The sequence below is a fragment of the Bowmanella yangjiangensis genome, from assembly GCF_018531185.1.
Lineage (GTDB): Bacteria > Pseudomonadota > Gammaproteobacteria > Enterobacterales > Alteromonadaceae > Bowmanella > Bowmanella yangjiangensis.
In genome coordinates this window covers 958,734-978,129 of sequence record NZ_JAHDJU010000002.1, presented here as the reverse complement: position 1 = coordinate 978,129, position 19,396 = coordinate 958,734, and the positions used below count along the sequence as shown (strand labels likewise).

The window sequence follows — 19,396 nt, the reverse complement described above, 5'->3', positions numbered from 1 at the left end:
AGCGGGGACGCAACGCAAGAAGAATTCAACTTACAACGCATCGTGAAATATCAGCCCCAGGCTACGTCTGTTTCCTTGCAGAACTTTACTCACACCATGGCGCAGCTGACCACGCTTAAAGCCCAGATTAGCGGACACCAGGCTCAGACTATTAGGAAACACCACGGCCTGCCCCTGCTGCAGTGGCACTACTATGCCGCTACTTTGTTTACGCGGCTGATTCTCCACCAACATAAATTCCCCGCCATGAAAATCCTGTCCCGGCTGGCTAAGTAAAATCAGTACCTGAAAGGGAAAATAGTGCTCGCCGTATTTGTCCTGATGCAGGCAGTTATAATCGCCTGGCCCATAATCCAGCATCAAAGGCGTTGCCTTGGTTTGGCCCGCGCGGTGGTTGCTGGCCAGAAATTCATTCAGTGTCGGAGGCCAATCAACATCTAACCCTAACCGCTCTGCCCACAAGTTAGCCAGCGGTGCCAGTTGCGCATAAAACCCCTCCCGCAGTTGCTTTATAGCAGTGGGCAGCGGATAGGCAAAATAGCGATAACGGCCGCGACCAAAGCCATGCTTTTCCATCCGTACTTCATTGCGAAACCTCTGCCGTTCATCAAACCAGGCAGACAGCGTCTGGCACGTTCCCGCATCCAGCTGTACCGGCATGACGCTGTAGTTATGCGCCACTAAGTCCGCGTCTAACAAGGCTAAGGGTTTGGCGGCAGACAGACCTTGCAATGTATCAATGTTCACAGGCCAGTCCTTCTTCCATGGCCAGCAAGGCACGTTTGCGTTGCTCACCCCAGCGATAACCACCCAAACTGCCATCGCCGCGCAATACCCGGTGGCAAGGTATGAGTACGGCCAGTTTGTTCGCACCGCAAGCGTTAGCCACAGCACGATGCGCGCTAGGCGCACCGATTCCTTGTGCCACCTCCTTGTAGCTAAGATGCTGACCACAACCAATACGGGTTAAAAATTGCCAAACCCGGGTTTGAAACGCGGTACCAAAGAGTTGCACCGGCACCTGCGGCTGCGGCCCGCCGTGCTGTAAAAAAGCCTCCAGGGCAGCCATCCATTTATCCAGCTCAGTGTCCATGCTATCGGGTGTTGTCATAAGCTCAGCATTGGGAAAGCTTTGATGTAAGGCTTCAAGTAACTCCGTGAAGCTGTCAGCCAACTGCACACAACACACCCCGCGATCGGTTGCAGCCATAAGCAAATGACCAAAGCGGGTTTCTCTTAGCGCAAAATAGATTTCCAGTCCTTTACCGCCCTGACGCAATACCGAGGGAGTCACCCCCAAATTCTCTGGTAGTTTCTCATACACCCGGCTGCTTGAACCAAAGCCCGCCGCATAAATGGCATCCAACACGGCATCGCCTTGTTGCAAAGACTGCCTGAGTTTTTGCAAACGTACGGCGTGTTGAAACTGTTTTGGGGTAACGCCCAGCAAGGCTTTAAAACTGCGCTGAAAGTGAAAACTACTTAAGGCCGCACGCTCCGCCAGTTCAGCCAAAGATAAGGGCTGTTCGGCATGCGCTTCAATATAGCCTGCCACCTGTAAAACCCTGTTGTCGGTTGCTTCTGTCATATACCACCTCAGTGAATAACCACAGTCTAAAGGCTATCGCACCAACAGGAAAATCGCTGTCCGGTTCTTGCGGTATTAGTCCTCCTGAGCAGGCTTCGATGCAAGAAAATGCCAAAGCGTGAAAGCACAAGAACCGGATCGTCTAGGTAGCTTTGCCTGATTAGGCTTAGTGCTCTTTCTGTCCAATAAGGATTTTACTTATGAGTTTTCAATTTCATGCGCTGGACCACCAACAGTTTGTTCCTTTTTATGGCCTAAGTGATCAGGAGCTAGCCAAACATGGGATTTTCACCGACATTGTGGAACGCCCAGCCGGTTTTCCCTGCCGCGTTAGCCTCACCTTGCCAGAACCCGGAGAGCGAGTGCTGTTGCTAAACTACGCCCATCTGGATGTCGATAGCCCCTATCGTTCGAGTCACGCCATCTATATCCGTGAAGGCCAACGCACGGGCCAATTTAACGTAGGGCAAATTCCTGAGATGTTTAATCTTAAACGAGTTGCAGTGCGGGGTTTGTCTAAACACCACCACATTAAGGCCGGTGAAATGGTGCAGGGTGAACAGGAACTGAGGTTGTGTATCGAGCGGTTACTTAACAATCCCGATATTGCCTATCTGCATCTACACTCGCCAACCCACGGCTGTTTTTTGGCAACCGTGTCACGTGCAGCGGCTGCCAATGAGTTGTCTGGTGGATAACGGCTGACGATATAGTTTAATAAAAATGCGGGTAGAATCTTTTAAGCAATTTAAACCTTTGTCTATTCGTTACCGACTAAGTATCAAAGTGCACAAAAAGGAACAACAATGAACAAACAATGGTTGCTCGGCTTGTCATTACTTAGCCCGTTTTGCTTTGCTCAAACACTGCAACTCGATACCCAAGGTCTGCATCAATTTAAAATTGAAGCGGGCAGCGGCGACTTGCAAGTTAAGGGCGAGGCTGGTCTGAGCCAAATTCAGGTCGAAGCCAAGGCCAGATATCATTCCGGTGAGCCTCTGGAGGCAGAGAACTACCAACTCACCCTGGCCGCCGAGAAAGGTACTGCCCGGTTAATCGCCCAAACCAATCCACACATCAGCAATGCCTATATTGATGTGGTTGTGCGAATGCCAGCCAACCTAATGCTGGATATTGCGGATGGTTCTGGTGACATGCAGGTAAGTGACATTAAAGCCGCGGTAAAGATACAAGATGGTTCCGGCGACATGCGAGTCAGTCGGATTGGCGGTGAGATGCATATCAATGATGGTTCAGGTGACATCCATATCACTCAGGTAGCAGGTTCAATCGAAGCAAAGGATGCATCAGGTGAAGTGCGCATAAGTGAAATTCAGGGTGACATCCACTTGGTAGATGCGTCGGGCGGTATCTGGATCCAGGATGTTCAAGGCGATATCAGGCTGTTTGACAGCTCCGGGGATATAGAAGTGGACAAGGTCACTGGCCTGGTGGAGGTCGAAGACGGCAGTGGTGATATCGAGGTCAACGACGCTCAGCGTTTTGTTCTAAAACGTGATGGCTCAGGGGACGTAGAACTGAGCAATATAAGAGAACGTTAACTTAGAGACCTCTGGCACGCAAAGCTGGCATAGCGCTGGCTTTGTGTTTTTTGCCACAAGAGCACTGTGCTCAAAATACGTTATAAACCGGTGAGATCCGACGCCATACTACGTTTGGGGCGTTCGACCATACGATGAGTTTCTACCCCCTGGTCCAGCACGATAATGGTTGGGGTATATCGCAACTTGTATTGCTTATACAAACCCGTGGGCTCTTGCTTGTTCCTATCGACCGGCACCAGTTGTAACCACGCTGGGTTAACCTGAGACTCATCCAATAGTTTCAGTAGTCTGGGTACTTCGCGCTTACTGTCATGGCACCAGCTCCCATAAAACACTAATACGCCTTTACCACGCAATGCTGCCATCTTCCGCAGTTCATCTCTGCTGGGGGTATAAGCCTGATACTCGGCACGAAAATCCGGGTCTGCCAGCAGCTCAGAGCGCGATGTGGGTGCCGGATTTTCAACAGGCGGTGTTGAAGTATTCAGGGGTTGGGAAGCGGTATCCTGACCGCTTATCACACATCCACTCAGTACTAACAGCAGGGGGGCAATAAACTGAACTTTCATTTTCTGTCCTTGCGAAAAAGGACGCTCACCATACCCAATTTAGACAAAGGGGAAAAGCCCTGTTGTGCTGCAACAGGGCCTATACGCGTGATTTTTCAGCGAACGCCGCTGTTAGCCCTCAGACCAGGGTAGCCAGCATATCATCTCGGTATTCGACAAGGTCCTCCTGCTTACGCACCTTAGCTACATAATCAGGATTGGCTATAAAAGGACGGCCGATAGCAATTAGGTCAAACTTATCATCGGCTATCGCTTGGGCGGCGCCCTGTGCACTAAAACCGCCAACCCCCACCAGAGTTTTGTTGTAACGCTGACGCACATAGGCTGAGGCACGACCGTCCAGATAGTCAAACTCCATGCTGTCATCAAAAATGCCGATATGCAGATAGGCAAGTGCCCGGTTTTGCAGCTCGCTCAGCAGGTAATCGAATACCTGACGGTCACGGGCATCACCTTGCATATTAAAATAGGCCCCTGGCGAGATTCTAAGGGCGGTTTTCTCCCAGCCGATACGCGCAGCAATAGCGTCAGTGACTTCCAGTGCAAAGCGACTCATATTTTCTGGCGTGCCACCGTATTCATCCGTGCGCTTGTTGCTATCGTAATGCAGAAACTGGTCAATCAGATAGCCGTTAGCACCATGAATTTCCACCCCATCGAATCCGGCTTCAATGGCATTGGCGGCGGCTTGAGTATAGTCTTCGACTAACTGGTGTATTTCTTCCACACTGGCGGGCTTAGGTGTGACATAAGTCAGGTCACGACGACGGGGCACTGTGCCTTCAACTTTTTCAGCCGAGGGCGCTAATACATCACCGCCACCAAAGAAATGCGGATGTGCCACCCGGCCGGTATGCCAAAGCTGTGCAAATATCTTACCGCCAGCACGATGCACGGCACCGGTGACCTGCTTCCAGCCCTCAATCTGTGCCGCGCTATACAACCCCGGCGTATTGGGATAACCCTGGCCGTCGGGACGAATAATGGTCGCCTCACTGATAATCAGGCCTGCATCGGCACGGCGTGCATAGTAAGCGGCCATATCAGCAGTAGGCACCAGGTCATCGTCGGCCATACAGCGGGTTAACGGCGCCATCAGAATGCGGTTGTTTAGCTCAAGCTGGGCATTGAGACGAAAAGGATGAAAAAGAATGTCCGACATAACGGGCTCCTATTTTGAATGAGCATTCAAGATAGACATTCTTGAACGATCACTCAAGAACTTTTTTGAACAAACGCTCAAATATAGATATATAATCGCCCCGATAGAGGAGATGAAGATGCGCCAGGCTGAATTTGATCGTGAACAGGTATTAAGAAGTGCCCTGAAAGCTTTTCTAAATAAAGGCTATGGCAAAACCAGCATGCAGGATCTGACCAAGGCAACCGGCTTACACCCCGGCTCTATTTATTGTGCCTTTGGTAATAAGCGCGGCTTACTGGTAGCAGCGGTGGAGCAGTACAAAGAGGACAGAGACGCTCAGTTTGCGGCGACGTTTCCAAGCGATGCACCGGTTTTACCTTGCCTTAAACACTATCTTGATGAACTGGTTAATGAATGCCACAGCTGTGACAGCAGCCGCGCCTGTTTTTTGGTTAAGGCACTTAATGAAATGGCCGACCAGGATGCAGAATTACAAGCCGAGCTGAGCACCAGTCTGGAGTCTTGGCAGGCGGCCTTAGAGGCGCAAATTCAACGCGCCAAAGACCAGGGCGAACTGGCCGCAAGTAAAAACCCAGAAGTGCTTGCCCGTTATCTGGTTATGGGTATCTATGGCCTTAGAACCTACGCGCAAACCCATCCGCAGCGCGAGGTGCTACAGCAGCTAGCCGACCAGCTTTATTTGAGTATTTGTCAGTAGCAGTATGGGCTCGCATTTTCAAAGATATGGTCTTTTCCTGACAAACAAGGGCGGTATCAACTTGTGAGACATTTGTCGGGGATGGAATTCTCAAGTTAAGTGATATCGCTTTCCAGGCTATAGGCAAGTGCTTGATTTAATGGATGACTACCCACTCTTCGTATTCTTCGGATCTTCGTGGTGAGGAAACAGAATTCAAATTAACACGAAGGACACGAAATACACGAAGGGCGGAACAGCTACCACCACAGATCTAAGGTGTTTTTTGCAGTCTATACGGCCTTTGTGGTGAAAGAGACATTCAACATGTCACGCTTACCATAAAGTTAGTAAACGGCCCGAAGCGGGTATGCTTAATCCCAGCGAGCACTAGCTAGCGAAATTTAAACTAACCTGCCCCCTTGCTCCTAATGCAATCCGATATCCAAGCGGTACTATCAACGCCTAAAAGCAGTAGGAAAGCTCCCCAAGGTGGCTCTCATTGCCGGTCTCAGGAAGCTGATTGTCATATTAAATACCATGCTAAAAAACGAGGAGAAATGGCGTGAAAATATCGCTCAATTTATTGACTTGGGACCACTGTTACTTGTTAGAAAGTCGGAATAGCATACTCTAGAGCTTTATCTCTGAGCAGGAATGTCACTAGACGAGTAGATTCATCATAATTTACGATCTGATTCATAGTCTTGCTTTTAAAATAGTCACCAATCTCATTAGCTGAAATATCTCTTGAAAATAAGACGGTGTAGCTAACTGAGCTTTCCTTACATGCTGGTAAGTCAGAGTTACTCATGCACCTGTCATCTATAGTTGGCATTAAGACAGAAACCGAATAAAAATTATTAGCTTGTTTGTCAGCATCCAAATAGACTCTTGTGCTTACAGAAGCAACCATACAACCTGAACCAATATAGTGTTTATGAGAACGGCCAGAAATAGAACTTTGTCCAATCCTAAGGCTTTCTCCATTATCTGTCGAAATTGGAAAAGACTGATAATACTCATGAGCACATTGTTCACGTTTAGTGTTCGATATTTCTGACGAAGGTAAATACCCCCAATCCCAAACAGGATCAGGCTCTTTCTTTCCACACCCAAATAAAAACAACAAAGCTAAAAGGTAACTCAAATTCTTCATAGGCTTTCTAACGCTTCACTCAGCGGCCGCGTTCGCGCTCCGATGCAGTGACTTGTTAAGGCCCTGTTCCCCCAAATATTTTGAGAGTGCCTGATAATTATTTAAATGATCTGCTGAATAAGCTGGTAAAACAAATAGACCTAAGTTGGATGCTAACTTCAGCATACCTAGACACTCGTCTTGTTTTTTATACTTGAAGTGAATTGTCCAATTATCTTCAAACCAAAGCTCAACACCTAAACAGTTAAAAACTAAATTTGGTGAATATACTTCATCAAATAGATTCGAAACATATAGGCCGAAGTCATCGTCACTTACAAAGCGAGAAAACTGTAATTTTTGCTTTGAATTACGACCGATATACTTGTATTTAAATGGTCTCTCTAACTCTACTAGTTGAGCCAAAAAACTTTTTATGGCGTTATCCCAAGAACGTTTTTGATCTTCAGTTGCGTTAGTAATGATGCTAAATGAGTCGGATTCATAAAGCCAATGATCAAATACAGTTATCGCTGACCAGCTAAAGTCTTCAACTGTACAATCTTCATTGTATTTCAAAAGAAATGAAAACTTCTTAGAAAGTTCTTCATTTTCTATTTTTGTAAGATTCCGAAAATTTCGCATAAGAGCCTTAACGCCTCAATCTGCAGACGCGTTAGCGGTCTGCTGCATTGATTTGTTAGGGCCGAGATCATAGGGAACGCCTCCATTGGTGCCAAAGGCACCGCCATAGTACTTCTTCAAATTAACGCCTATATCTTTCTTCACTTTATACTGCAATAGCATATCTTCATTAGCTATCGCTATTTTTGACCCTGCAAGTGAATAGCCATTCTTACGCTTCTGTATTGGTAAATGCTCTAACATCTGGAACTCAATAAGAAGATTCTTAAACTGCCCAGAGTCTGAAACGCCTTCTAGGCAATTGACAAAGAGCAATGCGAGTTCTTTTGTAGAAAGCTGCGCTCTCAGTATGCTTGAATACTTTCTCTTTTCTTCAGACGTCAATTTATTTTCTTCGTAACCATCAATAACTTTCAGGGCTTGGTACAAATTTCTGAAATAGTGGCCTAATATATGATTGTGATTCTTCTGAATATTTTTATAGCGCTCAAGAGCATCCTCAGGGGTTTTTGCCTCGATGGACAAGAAAGCCAAGATTTCCTCAAATACAGCCCTCCCTTCAACCTTACCTGTAGGCTTATTGTAAGAGGCGCTCACACCTAACTGAGAGTTAATAAAAGATGCGGCAACACCTTTAAGAGCCTTTTCTGCCTCACTCCTATAACTAAGTTCCTCCAAGTCAACTTTCAGGTTATCAACAATTTTATGGTGCAGATCAAGGATATTGAAAAAGGTCGTTTCGATTGCCTGCGTACTGAGAGCGTCGGCAGTCTTTTCGTATTCGTGTCGGGCCAGACGCAGCTCTTGCCGCTGAATTACGATGGTGGCTATTAGTCCGAACAACGTAAAGAAAGTTAATATCGGATTTAGAACTCCACCTAAGAAATCGCCGAAAACTCCTCCTCGATCAGTAAAGGATATTAAAAGTAAGTTGACTATCAATAACAGTCCGGCGCTCAATACTGCAAACGAGAGAACTTTAAACAACACCTTATTAAGGCTGAGACTTCTTTTATCTTCGTTGGCCTCGGAGAACATAGACTCAAAAGCGGGATACTTTTGATCTAGATAGCGGTTCAATCTATTAAATGTTTCTTTGGACCATTCCTTCATTATTATTTTCCAAATTATGCAAGTTCACTGCAATGAGCCCTAACAGTGTATTACTGTGAATTCGCGTTATACCGCAAACTGAAAAACGCCAAGAAGTCACAGTTCCCATTGATTTTTTCCATACTAACAACACCTTAGCGAAGTCTGCCAGCGCTTTTAGCCCCAGCACACATGGGTGAAAGCGAGAATTGGGATTTATATAGGTCTCTGTATGTCCAAACCTTTGGATATAAATATCATTCAATTCAAAGACATATAGCCAGTCAAAATGGACAAAGCGAGACACTGGCTGCGCTAAACCGAGAATTAATCTCGAAAAGCGAGCGAGTGCAACTTATCACTGTACAAATGCACCGCCATTCCTAGTGAAGAGTTGTTAGGTACTTGTCGCTAAATGATTACCTCAGAAGGCTAGGTTGGAGGTTTGCTTTTCGCTCAAACTCGTTTGTTATCAGGTCTTGCAAACATCTACCATCTAGTAGCGCCTTTTTACGACTAAACACCTTAACCTCTGTGACAACGGTGAAACCACAACCAGCGCCGGTTTGATGTGATTAGATAACAAAAATCCGGCCCCCTAAGGTAGCCGGATTTTTTACTTTCAATAGCAGCTTAATAATAGAAATTAAGCGGATATACCGCCATTACTCTGCAGCTGGGTACAAGCTATCCCACCACTGCGGCTGGCCTTTGAGGTGTTTGTCAAAATACGCCAACATAGTTGCCCACCAATGGAAGGTCTTTTCGCGGGCCAGGATATGGTGGTTGTCGCCTTTGTATTCCACCAGGTCCACATCCTTGCCCAACAGCTTCAGCGCGGTATACATATTCTGACTCTCGCCAGGCGGCACATTGGTATCCGCATCACCGTGGATAAGTAACATAGGATTGCTGACCTTATCAGCATGGAATACCGGGCTATGCTGGCTGTACAGATCGGTATTATTCCAGGGGAAACTGCCACGCGACGCCACACCCGAATACATAGCGCCCCACCAGCCCTGGCCCCAATAGCTGGTCAGGTTTGAGATGCCGGCGTGGGATATAGACGCGGCAAAAATATCCGTCTGGGTGGCCAGATACATGGTCATAAAGCCGCCGTAGGATGCACCCAGATGACCGACTTTATCGGCATCTACAAAGGGATGCGCGGCCAAAAAGGCCTTAGTGCCATCAATGATGTCTTTAGCGGTATAGTCACCCCAGGCGTTAACGTGCTTGGCAGAAAAGTCCTGACCAAAGCCATATGTGCCGGTGGGCTGCAACACATACACCACATATCCATTGGCTGCCCAGTGGTTAAAGGGGTAGCGACCGGTAAAGGCGCGGCTGACCGGCGCGGTGCCACCGTAGTAATACACCAAGGCTGGATACTTAGCGGCCTTATCGAGGTTATGCGGCAGGTATACCCGCCCCTCAATAGTCACACCTTCGGCATTAACAAAGTTAAATTCCTCAAGTTGGGGAATACGGGTATCGGTGTAGCTGCCCATTGAGTCCCACAGCTTTTCTGCTTTGCGTCCAACGCGCTGCTTAAACAGGGCCTGCGGGCGAGAGGCTGTTGTGCCTGCATATAGGAGTTCGGCTTTATCATCTGGCGTTGCTGCCCAATAGCGCACCACATCCAGCTGTTCAGTCAGTTCCTGATACTTGCCTTTACTCACATCGAACAAGAACAGTGGTGAGCGGTCAGCCTTGGATACCGATAACAGCAGGTCATCATTATCCTGTACTTGCATGCTACTGATGGCAGGATCAAAGTCTTTGGATAAAGCTTTAATCTGCTCGCCCTGATAATCCATATGATACAGCTGGCCGTCGTAATCATTGGCAACCAAGCCAGCACTGACGTTTAGCCCAACACCACCGGCAAAGTTCGGCCCACCAATCACATACAGACCATTTTTGGCATACTTCGCATCGTTAAAGGCCAGATAGTCGCCAATCTTGCGCTCTGTGCCACTCGCCAGCTCCAATTCAAACAACGCGGTTTTACCGTGCGGCGGCTGACTGTAATCCACCACAGAACGGGAAAACAGCAAGGCTCCACGCTTTTCATCAACATCCAACAGATGGCTGCTGGCGCTGTCTTTAGTTAACTGTCGAATCATACCGCTGGCAATATCCAACAGGTACAACTGACTGTTGTCACGCCAACCGCTCCAGCGATCTTCCAGCGCCTGGAAGTGCTTAACCAGCTTACCGTCGTCTTTACCTTCTTTATTCCAGCTAAACACCAGCTTGTCATTACCTACATAGGTAAAGCCGCTGGCGTCTTTTAGTTCTGCGGTTAGGGTGGTTTGTTGCTGATTCTTCAGATTCAGTAATTGCAGCTTATTGTCTTTGCTAAATAACAAGTGCTGGTTATCGGGACTAAATACCGCACCGGAAGGGCTGCCGTCCCAGCGCTGCACAACCTGCATACCATCCAGTTTTACCAATTCGGTGCGGCTATCGGGGCTGTCACCCTTGTCATCATTAAAGCTTTTGTAACTGACCAGTGCATAGTCACCGTTATCAGACAGGCTCAAACCAGAGACTACTTCCGCATCGAAAAGCTGCTTGGCCGACAAACGCTTATTCCCTTGGGTTTGGCTGACTTGATCGCTGTCGGTTTTGCCGACAAAGTCGAATGCCAAGGCTTCATCCGTCTTGGAACCAGAAGCCAGCACAAACAAACTGTGCTCTCCTGTGGTCATCGCCAGCTTAAAGCCCTTATCCCCTTTTGCCAGCTTTTCACCGTTAAGATACAGGCTGGGCTTTTCAAGCCCCGTTACCACCAGTTCCCCCTGGGTATAGCGATCAACGCTTAACTGCGTTTTATACAGTGACAGGGCTTTCTCGTCGGGGGTGAATTGGCTTAATGACTGCCAGTTGTAGGCCTTACCGAACAGCTTAACCTTGCTCGCCTTATCATTGGCCAAACGGGTTTGCAGATTATGATAAATGGCGTCCTGATGCGGGCCATCCTGCAGCAAACCTGCATCAACCGGCCCCAGAGCCTGAATATTGTCGTTATGTAGAGGTGCAGCCACCAGCGGAGCAGAGAACGCCACCAACAGTGCCAGGATAGTTTTTTTCATTGTTGTCCTTGATAGCAAATCACTATTGCGACCAAGAGCATATCAAAGGGGATTGTACGGAGCTAACCTAATGCGCCAAGCAGAGTAATTCATAAGAAAGAACTCCCGCAGGCTTACTATACGAAGAAGACGATAAATCAGCCCTGAGGGGATTCAACCGGCTTGGGTTTACACGCGTCGGCGAAAGGCTGCCCGACACGACGACATTGTGTCAGGGCGAAAATACGTGCATAAAATGCGAATACCTGCTGCATAAAACCTCTCAGATCAACCTCAGTATTGATAGCCTGATAGTTTACTTAAAACTCAGCATTTTGTTGTTTTATTACAGTTATTTGTTTTTTATCTTTTTGATCACAGATAACAAAAAGCCAACAAATGATAGATAAACCATAATATACAATCAGTTAAACCCTTTCATGACTAGACGTTTGGAGATGTAGCTTTCTGACCTCTCCTTACTATTTGTAATTTAATTACCTTGCTGGCGACGACCTCTTAACAAGTAGTACCACAACCCCGTGATAAACAGCAGCAGCGGTATCAGGCCGCCAGCAAGCAACAGCAATCGATAGCCCTCTCCCCCTACTGCTGCCATATGCAGCGGATACATTAAATTGTAAAAGCGCTGGCCGGTACCAAAGTCATCGGCCAATTGGCTGGCTACAATCTGCTTACCCTCAGCATCCAGCATAAGCCTGGAGCGGCCGTTAGGGTGCCACTCGTTTATTGACTTGGCTCGCATTGAAATTGCATCTGATGCAGCGCTACGTAAGCTCAGAAGACGGAACTCCATCTTTGGCCAATATTCGACAGCCGTATTTAACGCGGTTTGCCAATCTGTTTCAGCCAGCGGCTGGGATTGAACCGTAACAGACTGAGCACCCTCTGGTGGATCATTCATTAACCAGCTGAAAACCGGACGCACTTGCGCGGAAAAAATCAGCGCCAACGCCGTCAACAGTGCCAGTAATTGCAGGGGGAAAGAAAGGCTGGCGACACTGGTATGCCACTGTCGCATTGTACGTAAGTCGGCTTTCGGCTTGGGCAGGCGCCACAATTGACGGCGAAAATGCCGCGGCCACCACTGTACGAGCCCTGCGACAAACATAACCAATACGCCTAGGCCCAGATAACCCATAACCAGCCTGCCATCCTTACCGGCCAGCAAATGTAAGTGGAAATCGTATAACCAACCGATAAGGTCGTTGTGGGCCGGTCGTATCAGCCTGAGATTAGCCTGATGATCATAATAATGGCGATCATCACTATGGGTAACCGCTTCCAGCCAGGGAGCCTCAGCCTCCGGCAATTTGATATAGCGAAAGCGGGGATCGGCTTGCAGTTGATTGACCAGCGGCCCCCAGATACGAATATCCGCTACCAATTCAATCTCCCTTAACTCAGGGTATTGAAAACGTAGCAAGGGATTTTTATACAGCAGCAAAGCACCGCTGAGGCTAACCAGCACCAAGTAAATGCCCAGCCCTAAGCCTAACCAACGGTGCAGTTGCCGCGCGGTCATCTGGTGTTTTCCTGCCAAGAAAACACCGGCCCCTTAACTTGGTATCCCGCCGCCATCACAGCCATCAAAATGCGTGCTGCCAGGTCAGGCTAAGTGTTCTGCCCATACCGGCAAAATGGCTGCTAGCGGCCGGATTGGTCTGTGAGTGATACGTGATGTACTGCTTGTCGGTTAGGTTATCCAGGCCCAGCGTCAGACTCCCCCACTTCGCATGTTGATAGCGCAGCGAGGCATCCAACGTCAGGTAACCGTCAAAATCATTACTGGCATTAAAGTCCATATCAAACAAACGGTTCATCTGAATGCGGCTACTCAGCTCACTCGTCCAGCTTTGTTGCCAGTACAGATTTAAGCGCTCGGGTGCCACATTCACGCCTCCGAGATCCGACTCCACCACACCGTCACCATCGCTGTCATACTGACCTTGAGTGCGGGCATAACTGGCGCCAATCAGGCTGTGGCTATTCAGGTAAACCTGCGCCTGCAGTTCAAAGCCGGAAATTTCAGTTTTTTCCCGCTTAACGGAGAAAATACCATCGGCATCCGGCTGCAAACGTGAGCCTAAATCTGAGTCGGACTGAAAATAACTGCTTTGTAAATTCAGCCAGTTGTTGCTGTATTCCAGGCCAATTTCTCGGTTGTCAGATACCACAGGCTGTAAACTCAGGAAGGACGTGACCGACATGCCCGGCTTATTGATACCGCGCAGCACCCTACCCACATCCGGCATGCTGAAGCCTTCACTGTAGCTGGCGAACAAACGCAGCTCAGGGGTTAACTGATACACCACGCCCAGATTTTGCAGCAGCTCGTTGAAACTCGGCTCGCCGCCTTCCACAAAGGTGCTGTTGTAGCTGGCTAAGGTGGTGAAGTCGTCTACTTTGAGCTTGCCGTATTCGTAGCGGGCACCAATATTAAATACCCAGTCATCGATACCGTCATAACGAAGTTGAACGAAAGGTGCCAGGTTATTAAATTTGGCCGCTGGCACCCATTTACGACCGGTCAGCGCCAGCTCCTGATAGGTTTCATCCGACAGCCAGTCTAATCCGGTGACAAGATCCAGATCCGTACCGGCCAGATTCTGCTTAAACCAAGTCAGGCGACTGCCGTATTTTTCGGACTTGTTCTGTGACTGGTCATACAGATTGTCACCATAGGCAGGATCCTGGAAGGCGGCGAAACGGCCACCGCCGTACAAGGCCGCAAAGTCCTGCACAAACAATTGCCAGGTTAACTGCCCGCCAAAAACCGCCTGGTGCTGGTAGTCGAGGGAGGCAGTGGTGACTTTATTCTGCGGGGCATCGCCATCAATTTGCCCTTTAATCGCAGAGGTCGGCAGCCCCAGAGCAGGATCACCCGCCACGGATAGATAATCGCCATTTCCCTGAATATCGAAATGGTTCACCATCAACTGCAGGCTTTGCTCTTCGGTCATCTGCTGGCGGACTTTAACGAACAGATCCTGGCTTTTGGAATCTTGGGTGTCTCCCTGCGTACCATCCACACCAATAAGCTCACCATCGCCATCACGATACATACCTGTGCTGGTTAAAGACACACCAGCCACAAGCTCGGTTGACTCTCCGGCATGGCTAAACAGATAGCTGGCCTTGTAGCTTTGACTGTCACTGCCACTCGGTGTTGAGAAACCGGCACTGAGCTGATGGGGCTTTTCACCCGCTGATTTAGTCACAATATTAATGATACCGCCACTGGCGCCCATGCCCTGAATAGCATTGGCCCCGCGAATCACTTCGATACGCTCAATCATGGTCGGATCAATGGTTTTACCATCCCGGGAGCCATTGCGCAGAGGGTTTGATTGAGGAACACCGTCAATCATATACAAAGGTTCACGGCCACGCAGAGTTTCACCGGCGGCGGTTAATTTCTGACGGCTGGGTGAAAAGCCGGGTAACAAGTTACCCAATATTTGCGATAAATCCTGGGTATGCGCGAGCTGAGCCTGAATCTCTTCCTGACTAATCAGACTAATGGCCGCTGGCACGGTGCTAACAGGGTAAGCACCACGGGTTGCCGTTACCGATACACGTTCAATATCATCCGCTGCGTGTACAACTGTGGTGACGGCGAGAAGTGGAACAAGAAATTTGCCAGACATGGAAAGAAACCATTAATGAGAAGGATTCGCATTTTATCACCAGTTCTGACAGGGTCAATGGTCAGGGCCGCCTCTTTTCCGTTCCAGCGGCCCTTATTTGATGTTATTCCAACACCACTTTCATCACACCACCTTTAAACAGACCAAGATACAACACTTCCTTACCCTGCTCTCGACGACTGGCCATACTGTAAACACCGCCAAACAAACTGCTATCCGGATGCTGATAGTTCTGCCAGGTTTTGCCAGCATCCCGGCTTATCTCAAGAATAAGACTTTGCGGATTGTCGTAATCTTTACTCCAGCCGGCGGTGTACATCACATCCGGATTTTGACTGTCCAGCAGCAAGCCAAAGTAAAAGCGATAGTTGTCATTGGTACGCAAGGCCTGCCAGCTCTGCCCATAGTCGCTGCTTTGGATCAAGCCCCCTTCACCTGTTACAAACACGCGTTCAGGATTAGAGGGATGCATAACAATTGACTTCACCACACTGGGGGCCGGCAGCAGGTCGACAATATCCGGATAACTTTCTTCGGCCAGCGTCTCGGTATCCAATTTTCGCAGAACGATATTCTCGATGGCGCCCTGGCCACCATACCAAACATCAGGCTTGCTGGGATGCACCGTTAGCGCCGACATGCCACGGGCAAAACCGTTCCAGCCTCCGGCTAACAGACTCCAGTTACGGCCTCTGTCTTCCGATACCGCCAGCACGTCATAACCGACGCCATATAGCTTGCCTTGGTGCAGTGCAAGCTTAAAAGCAGGCTCCCCGCTCATATCACTGTAGTTGTGAGTCAATACCTCCCAACTCAGACCATCATCCTTACTTTCAGCCAACAGGCTTTTATCTTTCTGCATGGCGCTAATAAGCAAGTGCCGCTCGCCGTAGCGCACCATGCTCAAGACATGCCAATCGGCCTGGCTGCGAAGCTGCCACTGGCCATCCTCAAGTAAGTAAACACCCGCATCAGTTGCGGCATATACACTAGATTCGGTGGCCATCAATTGGTTGATAATTTTGCCTTGTAAGCTGACTTGCGCAAAAGCAGGCTGAGAAACGGTTGGCGGAGGGTTTGGCTTGGGTTCCTCAAGAGTACCGCCGCCCGAACCACAGGCCGACAGCAGTGCGCAACAAACAATAAACAATCCAGAACGGCGAAGAGTGGCATAATTCATTCGATTTCTCCCTTTATTATGTTTAGCTTAATCCCTGCAACCTTTTGTTATCACGGCACAATTTGTGAATAATTGTAATGTACCCTGCACTTTCAACTTCGGATAGCATTATGCTTGTCAAAAGCGTTATCTAACCTAATATAGTGAATCGTAAGTTACATGGTTTTGAGTAGAAGGACAGCCGCAGCGGCTAGACGGCTGAAACGACAAGTTTCAATTAAGGAGAGACACTATGTACCCATTAACGACGATGTTTGCTATTCCCATCATTTTAGAGGCGATGAGCATGCTACAGGGACTCGGAATTTAGTACATTCGGCGACTTAATTTTCCTCACGTAGCTCTTTAAGTCGCCCTTTATAATTGCGGCTCACTTTAACCTCTTCTCCACAGCGCAGCATAGCGTGGTACTCCCCGTTAGAATTGGGGGTCAGACGCGTGAGTTGTTCAAGATTGATAATCGCCGAACGGCTAACCCGGCAAAAGCGCTGATGATCCAAGTTAGCTTCAATACCACTAAGAGTGTGACGGGCGATGTGTGCGGCATTATCGGTATGCACACAAATGTAATCGCCAGCCGCTTCTATCCAATTAATCTCATCAACTTTAACCCGCAGCCATTGACTGCCGTTCTTTAAGGAAAGGTAGGGATTCAGCGTGGCAAGACTACGATCTGTATCTTGCTGTAACTGCTCGAGCATGCCCGCAAATGTCTTACCGGTGCGCTGACGGACCAGTTGATCAAACTGCGCTAGTGACTGCCCTGCTTCTCTCATGGCACGGCGGTGAATAAACCCCTCAATGCTTTTACGCACACGCTCAACGCTAATAGGTTTGAGAATGTAATCCTTTATTCCCTGCTGATAGGCATCCACCGCAAACTGGTTCAGCGCGGTCACATAGATAACCTCAGTGTGCGTTTGCAGCCGTGCTTTGAGCGCATTCACTAATTCAACCCCACTCACATAGGGCATCTCAATATCCAGCAGTACCAGATCCGGGTTATGTTCTGAGATGGCATCAAGTGCCTCAAGACCGTTACGACAACTGGCAACCAGTTCAACCGTATCAATCTCTTGCAAACACATCGCCAAACCTTCCCGAGCCAACAACTCATCATCAGCTATGACAACGGTAATTCTGTCCATGGTTCTTCTTCAAATGGAATAACAAGAGTCACCCTCAGACCGTGAGAGCCTTGCACATCCATTCTGAGCTTTTGGTGCTGACCATATAGCACCTCTAGTCGCTCAATGATGTTTTGCAGGCCAACACCGCTGAGGTTCACCTGATTAACATCCGTCAAAGGGCCATTATCCGCAACTTGCAAATGTAACATCTTGTTTTCAAGCCAAGCCTGTACCTTGATCACTCCACCTTCCGACATTTTGGCAATGGCATGTTTAATACAATTCTCTACCAGTGGTTGCAGCAGCATGCTTGGCACCATAGCCATTCGCGCCTCCGGGGTGACAGAGACCTCGACATCAAGGCGGTCAGAAAACCTGACCTTCTCAATTTCCAGATACATCATCAGCGCTTTAATTTCGTCATACAGACGTATTTTCTTTTCCGGTTCGCTGTCCAGGGAAAAACGCAGGAAGGTCGCTAGTTGCTCAATCATTTTGCCACTACGCGGCTTATCCCCCTTCATCACCAAAGTTGATAACGCATTGAGGGTATTGAATAAAAAATGGGGGTTAATCTGGTAGCGGAGCATGCGAATCTGCGCCAGGTGGCTAAGTCGGGCTGAGCGCAGTTGCTGCTCTTGCGCCTGCACAAGACGATAATGATAGTTAATGCCGAAATACAAGCTACTCCATACCATCATGATAAAGAAGGAGTTGCTGACCATCATAAACAGATATTTCCAATGAAACTTGGGATTGGCGCTAAGGTGGAAGATGTCTTCCCCGTCAACCCAATAAAACAGCAAGTTCTTTGGCACAATCCACAACAACGCAAGCAGCGCACTTATAATAAAAATCACTACGGCCTGCGAAAAGAAAGGCAAACTCCAACACCGCTGGTACAAGTAACGAACAGGCAGTGTCAGGGCAAAACCAAGGAAAGTAACTGGCATCAGAATATAGAACATCTGACTACCAAGGGGGTTATAGTTTCCAATGAACAGCATGTTGTCGGCGAGCATCAGCAGGTAGTAGAACAGCCAACCACTTATCTGCAATAACCAAAAAGATGGTTTCATCACAGTGCTAGGGGGCGACAGATCACTCATGTAAATTTAGCCCCAGCCGCTGAAACAACACATGTCGATACCCCTGACCAATACGTACTTCATCACCATTGACCATCTCAAGACTATTGTAGCGTCCCATGGAACTGGTAATTGCCTTTAGAAAGTGACGATTGATCATCGCTGAGCGGTGTACCCGAATAAACTGGCAAGGATCTAAACAAGCCTCCATTCCCGTCATCGATTCCCGGTACAAATAAGTTTTATCGTGGCAATGGAGTTCCATGTAATTACCCGCACCACGAATCCATAGAATGTCAGTGGTGCGCACAAACTGTACATTACCAAGAGAGCGGATGGACAACACTTCCAGTGGTTTGGCCCGGTTATCAAGCTGCGCTTCCAGTTTATCTAATACCTTATCTACTCGCTCAGCAGAAAACGGTTTTAGCAGATAATCAAAAGCATTAATTTCGAAAGCTTTCACAGCATATTTGCCATAGGCAGTAGTAAAAACCCAGCGGGTATCAAGATAGCTACACAGTTCATTGGCAAGCTGAAAACCACTGCCGCCAATAATTTCGATGTCCATAAAGCATACAGATGGCTTTGTCTGTAAGAGTACCTCTCTAGCCTCTGTGAACTCTCGTGCCTCAGCAACAACATGCCATCCCGGACGCTCATTAAGCAGGTGCGCAACCCGCTCTCTTGCCAACACTTCATCATCTACAATCACACAATCGTACATGTTACCTCCAGGAAGTTTTCGCTGGATCTTCAATATAAGAGCGCTGCTTCCGTACATACGACCTCAGCACGTTGGAATA

General features: G+C 48.2%; 17 protein-coding genes and 1 pseudogene. 4 read left to right on the top strand and 14 right to left on the bottom strand.

What is annotated here, in order from left to right:
* Positions 1-30 precede the first annotated feature (30 nt).
* Both KJY73_RS13745 and KJY73_RS13740 read right to left on the bottom strand, forming a co-directional pair.
* Positions 31-747, bottom strand: a complete 717-nt coding sequence (locus KJY73_RS13745) for a 2OG-Fe(II) oxygenase (protein WP_214344285.1) — start codon at positions 745-747, stop codon at positions 31-33.
* Positions 737-1,588 carry a bifunctional transcriptional activator/DNA repair enzyme AdaA gene (locus KJY73_RS13740; protein ID WP_214344284.1) on the bottom strand — a complete coding sequence of 284 codons (852 nt, stop codon included), beginning with the start codon at positions 1,586-1,588 and terminating at the stop codon, positions 737-739. Before KJY73_RS13740 ends, KJY73_RS13745 begins: the two co-directional genes overlap by 11 nt.
* 200 nt (positions 1,589-1,788) lie before the next feature.
* Here KJY73_RS13740 and KJY73_RS13735 point away from each other — a divergent pair, with 200 nt between their 5' ends.
* Positions 1,789-2,286, top strand: a complete 498-nt coding sequence (locus KJY73_RS13735; protein WP_214344283.1) for a DUF1203 domain-containing protein — start codon at positions 1,789-1,791, stop codon at positions 2,284-2,286.
* Positions 2,287-2,394: 108 nt separating this feature from the next.
* Positions 2,395-3,150, top strand: a complete 756-nt coding sequence (locus tag KJY73_RS13730; protein ID WP_214344282.1) for a DUF4097 family beta strand repeat-containing protein — start codon at positions 2,395-2,397, stop codon at positions 3,148-3,150.
* Positions 3,151-3,230: 80 nt separating this feature from the next.
* Here the strand turns inward: KJY73_RS13730 and KJY73_RS13725 are convergent, their stop codons facing one another.
* Together KJY73_RS13725 and KJY73_RS13720 are read right to left on the bottom strand one after the other, a co-directional pair.
* Positions 3,231-3,722 carry a TlpA family protein disulfide reductase gene (locus KJY73_RS13725; protein WP_214344281.1) on the bottom strand — a complete coding sequence of 164 codons (492 nt, stop codon included), beginning with the start codon at positions 3,720-3,722 and terminating at the stop codon, positions 3,231-3,233.
* A gap of 118 nt (positions 3,723-3,840) precedes the next feature.
* Positions 3,841-4,884 (bottom strand): alkene reductase, encoded by a 1,044-nt coding sequence (locus KJY73_RS13720; protein WP_214344280.1) that lies wholly within the window; start codon positions 4,882-4,884, stop codon positions 3,841-3,843.
* A 118-nt stretch (positions 4,885-5,002) separates the two neighbouring features.
* Between KJY73_RS13720 and KJY73_RS13715 the strand changes: the two genes are divergently transcribed.
* Together KJY73_RS13715 and KJY73_RS21785 are read left to right on the top strand one after the other, a co-directional pair.
* The gene (locus KJY73_RS13715; RefSeq protein WP_214344279.1) at positions 5,003-5,584 is read left to right on the top strand and encodes a TetR/AcrR family transcriptional regulator; all 582 of its coding nucleotides are present in this window, start codon (positions 5,003-5,005) and stop codon (positions 5,582-5,584) included.
* A 414-nt stretch (positions 5,585-5,998) separates the two neighbouring features.
* Positions 5,999-6,190, top strand: a pseudogene (locus tag KJY73_RS21785) (hypothetical protein); the annotation flags it as partial.
* Here KJY73_RS21785 and KJY73_RS13710 read toward each other — a convergent pair.
* From KJY73_RS13710 to KJY73_RS13665, 10 genes are all read right to left on the bottom strand, one after another.
* Entirely contained in the window at positions 6,174-6,722 is a 549-nt protein-coding gene (locus tag KJY73_RS13710; RefSeq protein WP_214344278.1) for a hypothetical protein, read from the bottom strand. The pseudogene KJY73_RS21785 and the gene KJY73_RS13710 overlap by 17 nt on opposite strands.
* Before the next feature lie 15 nt (positions 6,723-6,737).
* Entirely contained in the window at positions 6,738-7,346 is a 609-nt protein-coding gene (locus KJY73_RS13705; protein WP_214344277.1) for a hypothetical protein, read from the bottom strand.
* A gap of 15 nt (positions 7,347-7,361) precedes the next feature.
* Entirely contained in the window at positions 7,362-8,459 is a 1,098-nt protein-coding gene (locus KJY73_RS13700; RefSeq protein ID WP_214344276.1) for a putative phage abortive infection protein, read from the bottom strand.
* 644 nt (positions 8,460-9,103) lie between these two features.
* Positions 9,104-11,542, bottom strand: coding sequence for a S9 family peptidase (locus tag KJY73_RS13695; protein WP_214344275.1), 2,439 nt, complete (start codon positions 11,540-11,542; stop codon positions 9,104-9,106).
* Between the two features lie 472 nt (positions 11,543-12,014).
* On the bottom strand, positions 12,015-13,067 hold the full coding sequence (locus KJY73_RS13690) for a PepSY-associated TM helix domain-containing protein (RefSeq protein WP_214344274.1): 1,053 nt from the start codon (positions 13,065-13,067) through the stop codon (positions 12,015-12,017).
* 64 nt (positions 13,068-13,131) lie between these two features.
* Complete coding sequence (locus KJY73_RS13685; RefSeq protein WP_214344273.1) at positions 13,132-15,192, bottom strand: TonB-dependent receptor; 2,061 nt, start codon at positions 15,190-15,192, stop codon at positions 13,132-13,134.
* Positions 15,193-15,295: 103 nt separating this feature from the next.
* Positions 15,296-16,372: a WD40/YVTN/BNR-like repeat-containing protein gene (locus KJY73_RS13680; protein ID WP_214344272.1), complete on the bottom strand. Its 1,077-nt coding sequence runs from the start codon at positions 16,370-16,372 to the stop codon at positions 15,296-15,298.
* Between the two features lie 323 nt (positions 16,373-16,695).
* On the bottom strand, positions 16,696-17,520 hold the full coding sequence (locus tag KJY73_RS13675; protein ID WP_214344271.1) for a LytR/AlgR family response regulator transcription factor: 825 nt from the start codon (positions 17,518-17,520) through the stop codon (positions 16,696-16,698).
* Positions 17,496-18,581: a sensor histidine kinase gene (locus KJY73_RS13670; RefSeq protein ID WP_214344270.1), complete on the bottom strand. Its 1,086-nt coding sequence runs from the start codon at positions 18,579-18,581 to the stop codon at positions 17,496-17,498. The genes KJY73_RS13675 and KJY73_RS13670 overlap by 25 nt, the downstream gene beginning before the upstream one ends.
* Positions 18,582-18,603: 22 nt before the next feature.
* Positions 18,604-19,317 carry a LytR/AlgR family response regulator transcription factor gene (locus KJY73_RS13665; RefSeq protein ID WP_214344269.1) on the bottom strand — a complete coding sequence of 238 codons (714 nt, stop codon included), beginning with the start codon at positions 19,315-19,317 and terminating at the stop codon, positions 18,604-18,606.
* Between the last annotated feature and the right edge of the window lie 79 nt (positions 19,318-19,396).

Coding starts and splice junctions, on each gene's coding strand:
- KJY73_RS13665 (WP_214344269.1), bottom strand. CDS start 19,317: ATGTACGATTGTGTGATTGTAGATGATGAAGTGTTGGCAAGAGAGCGG.
- KJY73_RS13730 (WP_214344282.1), top strand. CDS start 2,395: ATGAACAAACAATGGTTGCTCGGCTTGTCATTACTTAGCCCGTTTTGC.
- KJY73_RS13685 (WP_214344273.1), bottom strand. CDS start 15,192: ATGTCTGGCAAATTTCTTGTTCCACTTCTCGCCGTCACCACAGTTGTA.
- KJY73_RS13715 (WP_214344279.1), top strand. CDS start 5,003: ATGCGCCAGGCTGAATTTGATCGTGAACAGGTATTAAGAAGTGCCCTG.
- KJY73_RS13705 (WP_214344277.1), bottom strand. CDS start 7,346: ATGCGAAATTTTCGGAATCTTACAAAAATAGAAAATGAAGAACTTTCT.
- KJY73_RS13690 (WP_214344274.1), bottom strand. CDS start 13,067: ATGACCGCGCGGCAACTGCACCGTTGGTTAGGCTTAGGGCTGGGCATT.
- KJY73_RS13725 (WP_214344281.1), bottom strand. CDS start 3,722: ATGAAAGTTCAGTTTATTGCCCCCCTGCTGTTAGTACTGAGTGGATGT.
- KJY73_RS13710 (WP_214344278.1), bottom strand. CDS start 6,722: ATGAAGAATTTGAGTTACCTTTTAGCTTTGTTGTTTTTATTTGGGTGT.
- KJY73_RS13695 (WP_214344275.1), bottom strand. CDS start 11,542: ATGAAAAAAACTATCCTGGCACTGTTGGTGGCGTTCTCTGCTCCGCTG.
- KJY73_RS13700 (WP_214344276.1), bottom strand. CDS start 8,459: ATGAAGGAATGGTCCAAAGAAACATTTAATAGATTGAACCGCTATCTA.
- KJY73_RS13680 (WP_214344272.1), bottom strand. CDS start 16,372: ATGAATTATGCCACTCTTCGCCGTTCTGGATTGTTTATTGTTTGTTGC.
- KJY73_RS13720 (WP_214344280.1), bottom strand. CDS start 4,884: ATGTCGGACATTCTTTTTCATCCTTTTCGTCTCAATGCCCAGCTTGAG.
- KJY73_RS13675 (WP_214344271.1), bottom strand. CDS start 17,520: ATGGACAGAATTACCGTTGTCATAGCTGATGATGAGTTGTTGGCTCGG.
- KJY73_RS13735 (WP_214344283.1), top strand. CDS start 1,789: ATGAGTTTTCAATTTCATGCGCTGGACCACCAACAGTTTGTTCCTTTT.
- KJY73_RS13670 (WP_214344270.1), bottom strand. CDS start 18,581: ATGAAACCATCTTTTTGGTTATTGCAGATAAGTGGTTGGCTGTTCTAC.
- KJY73_RS13740 (WP_214344284.1), bottom strand. CDS start 1,588: ATGACAGAAGCAACCGACAACAGGGTTTTACAGGTGGCAGGCTATATT.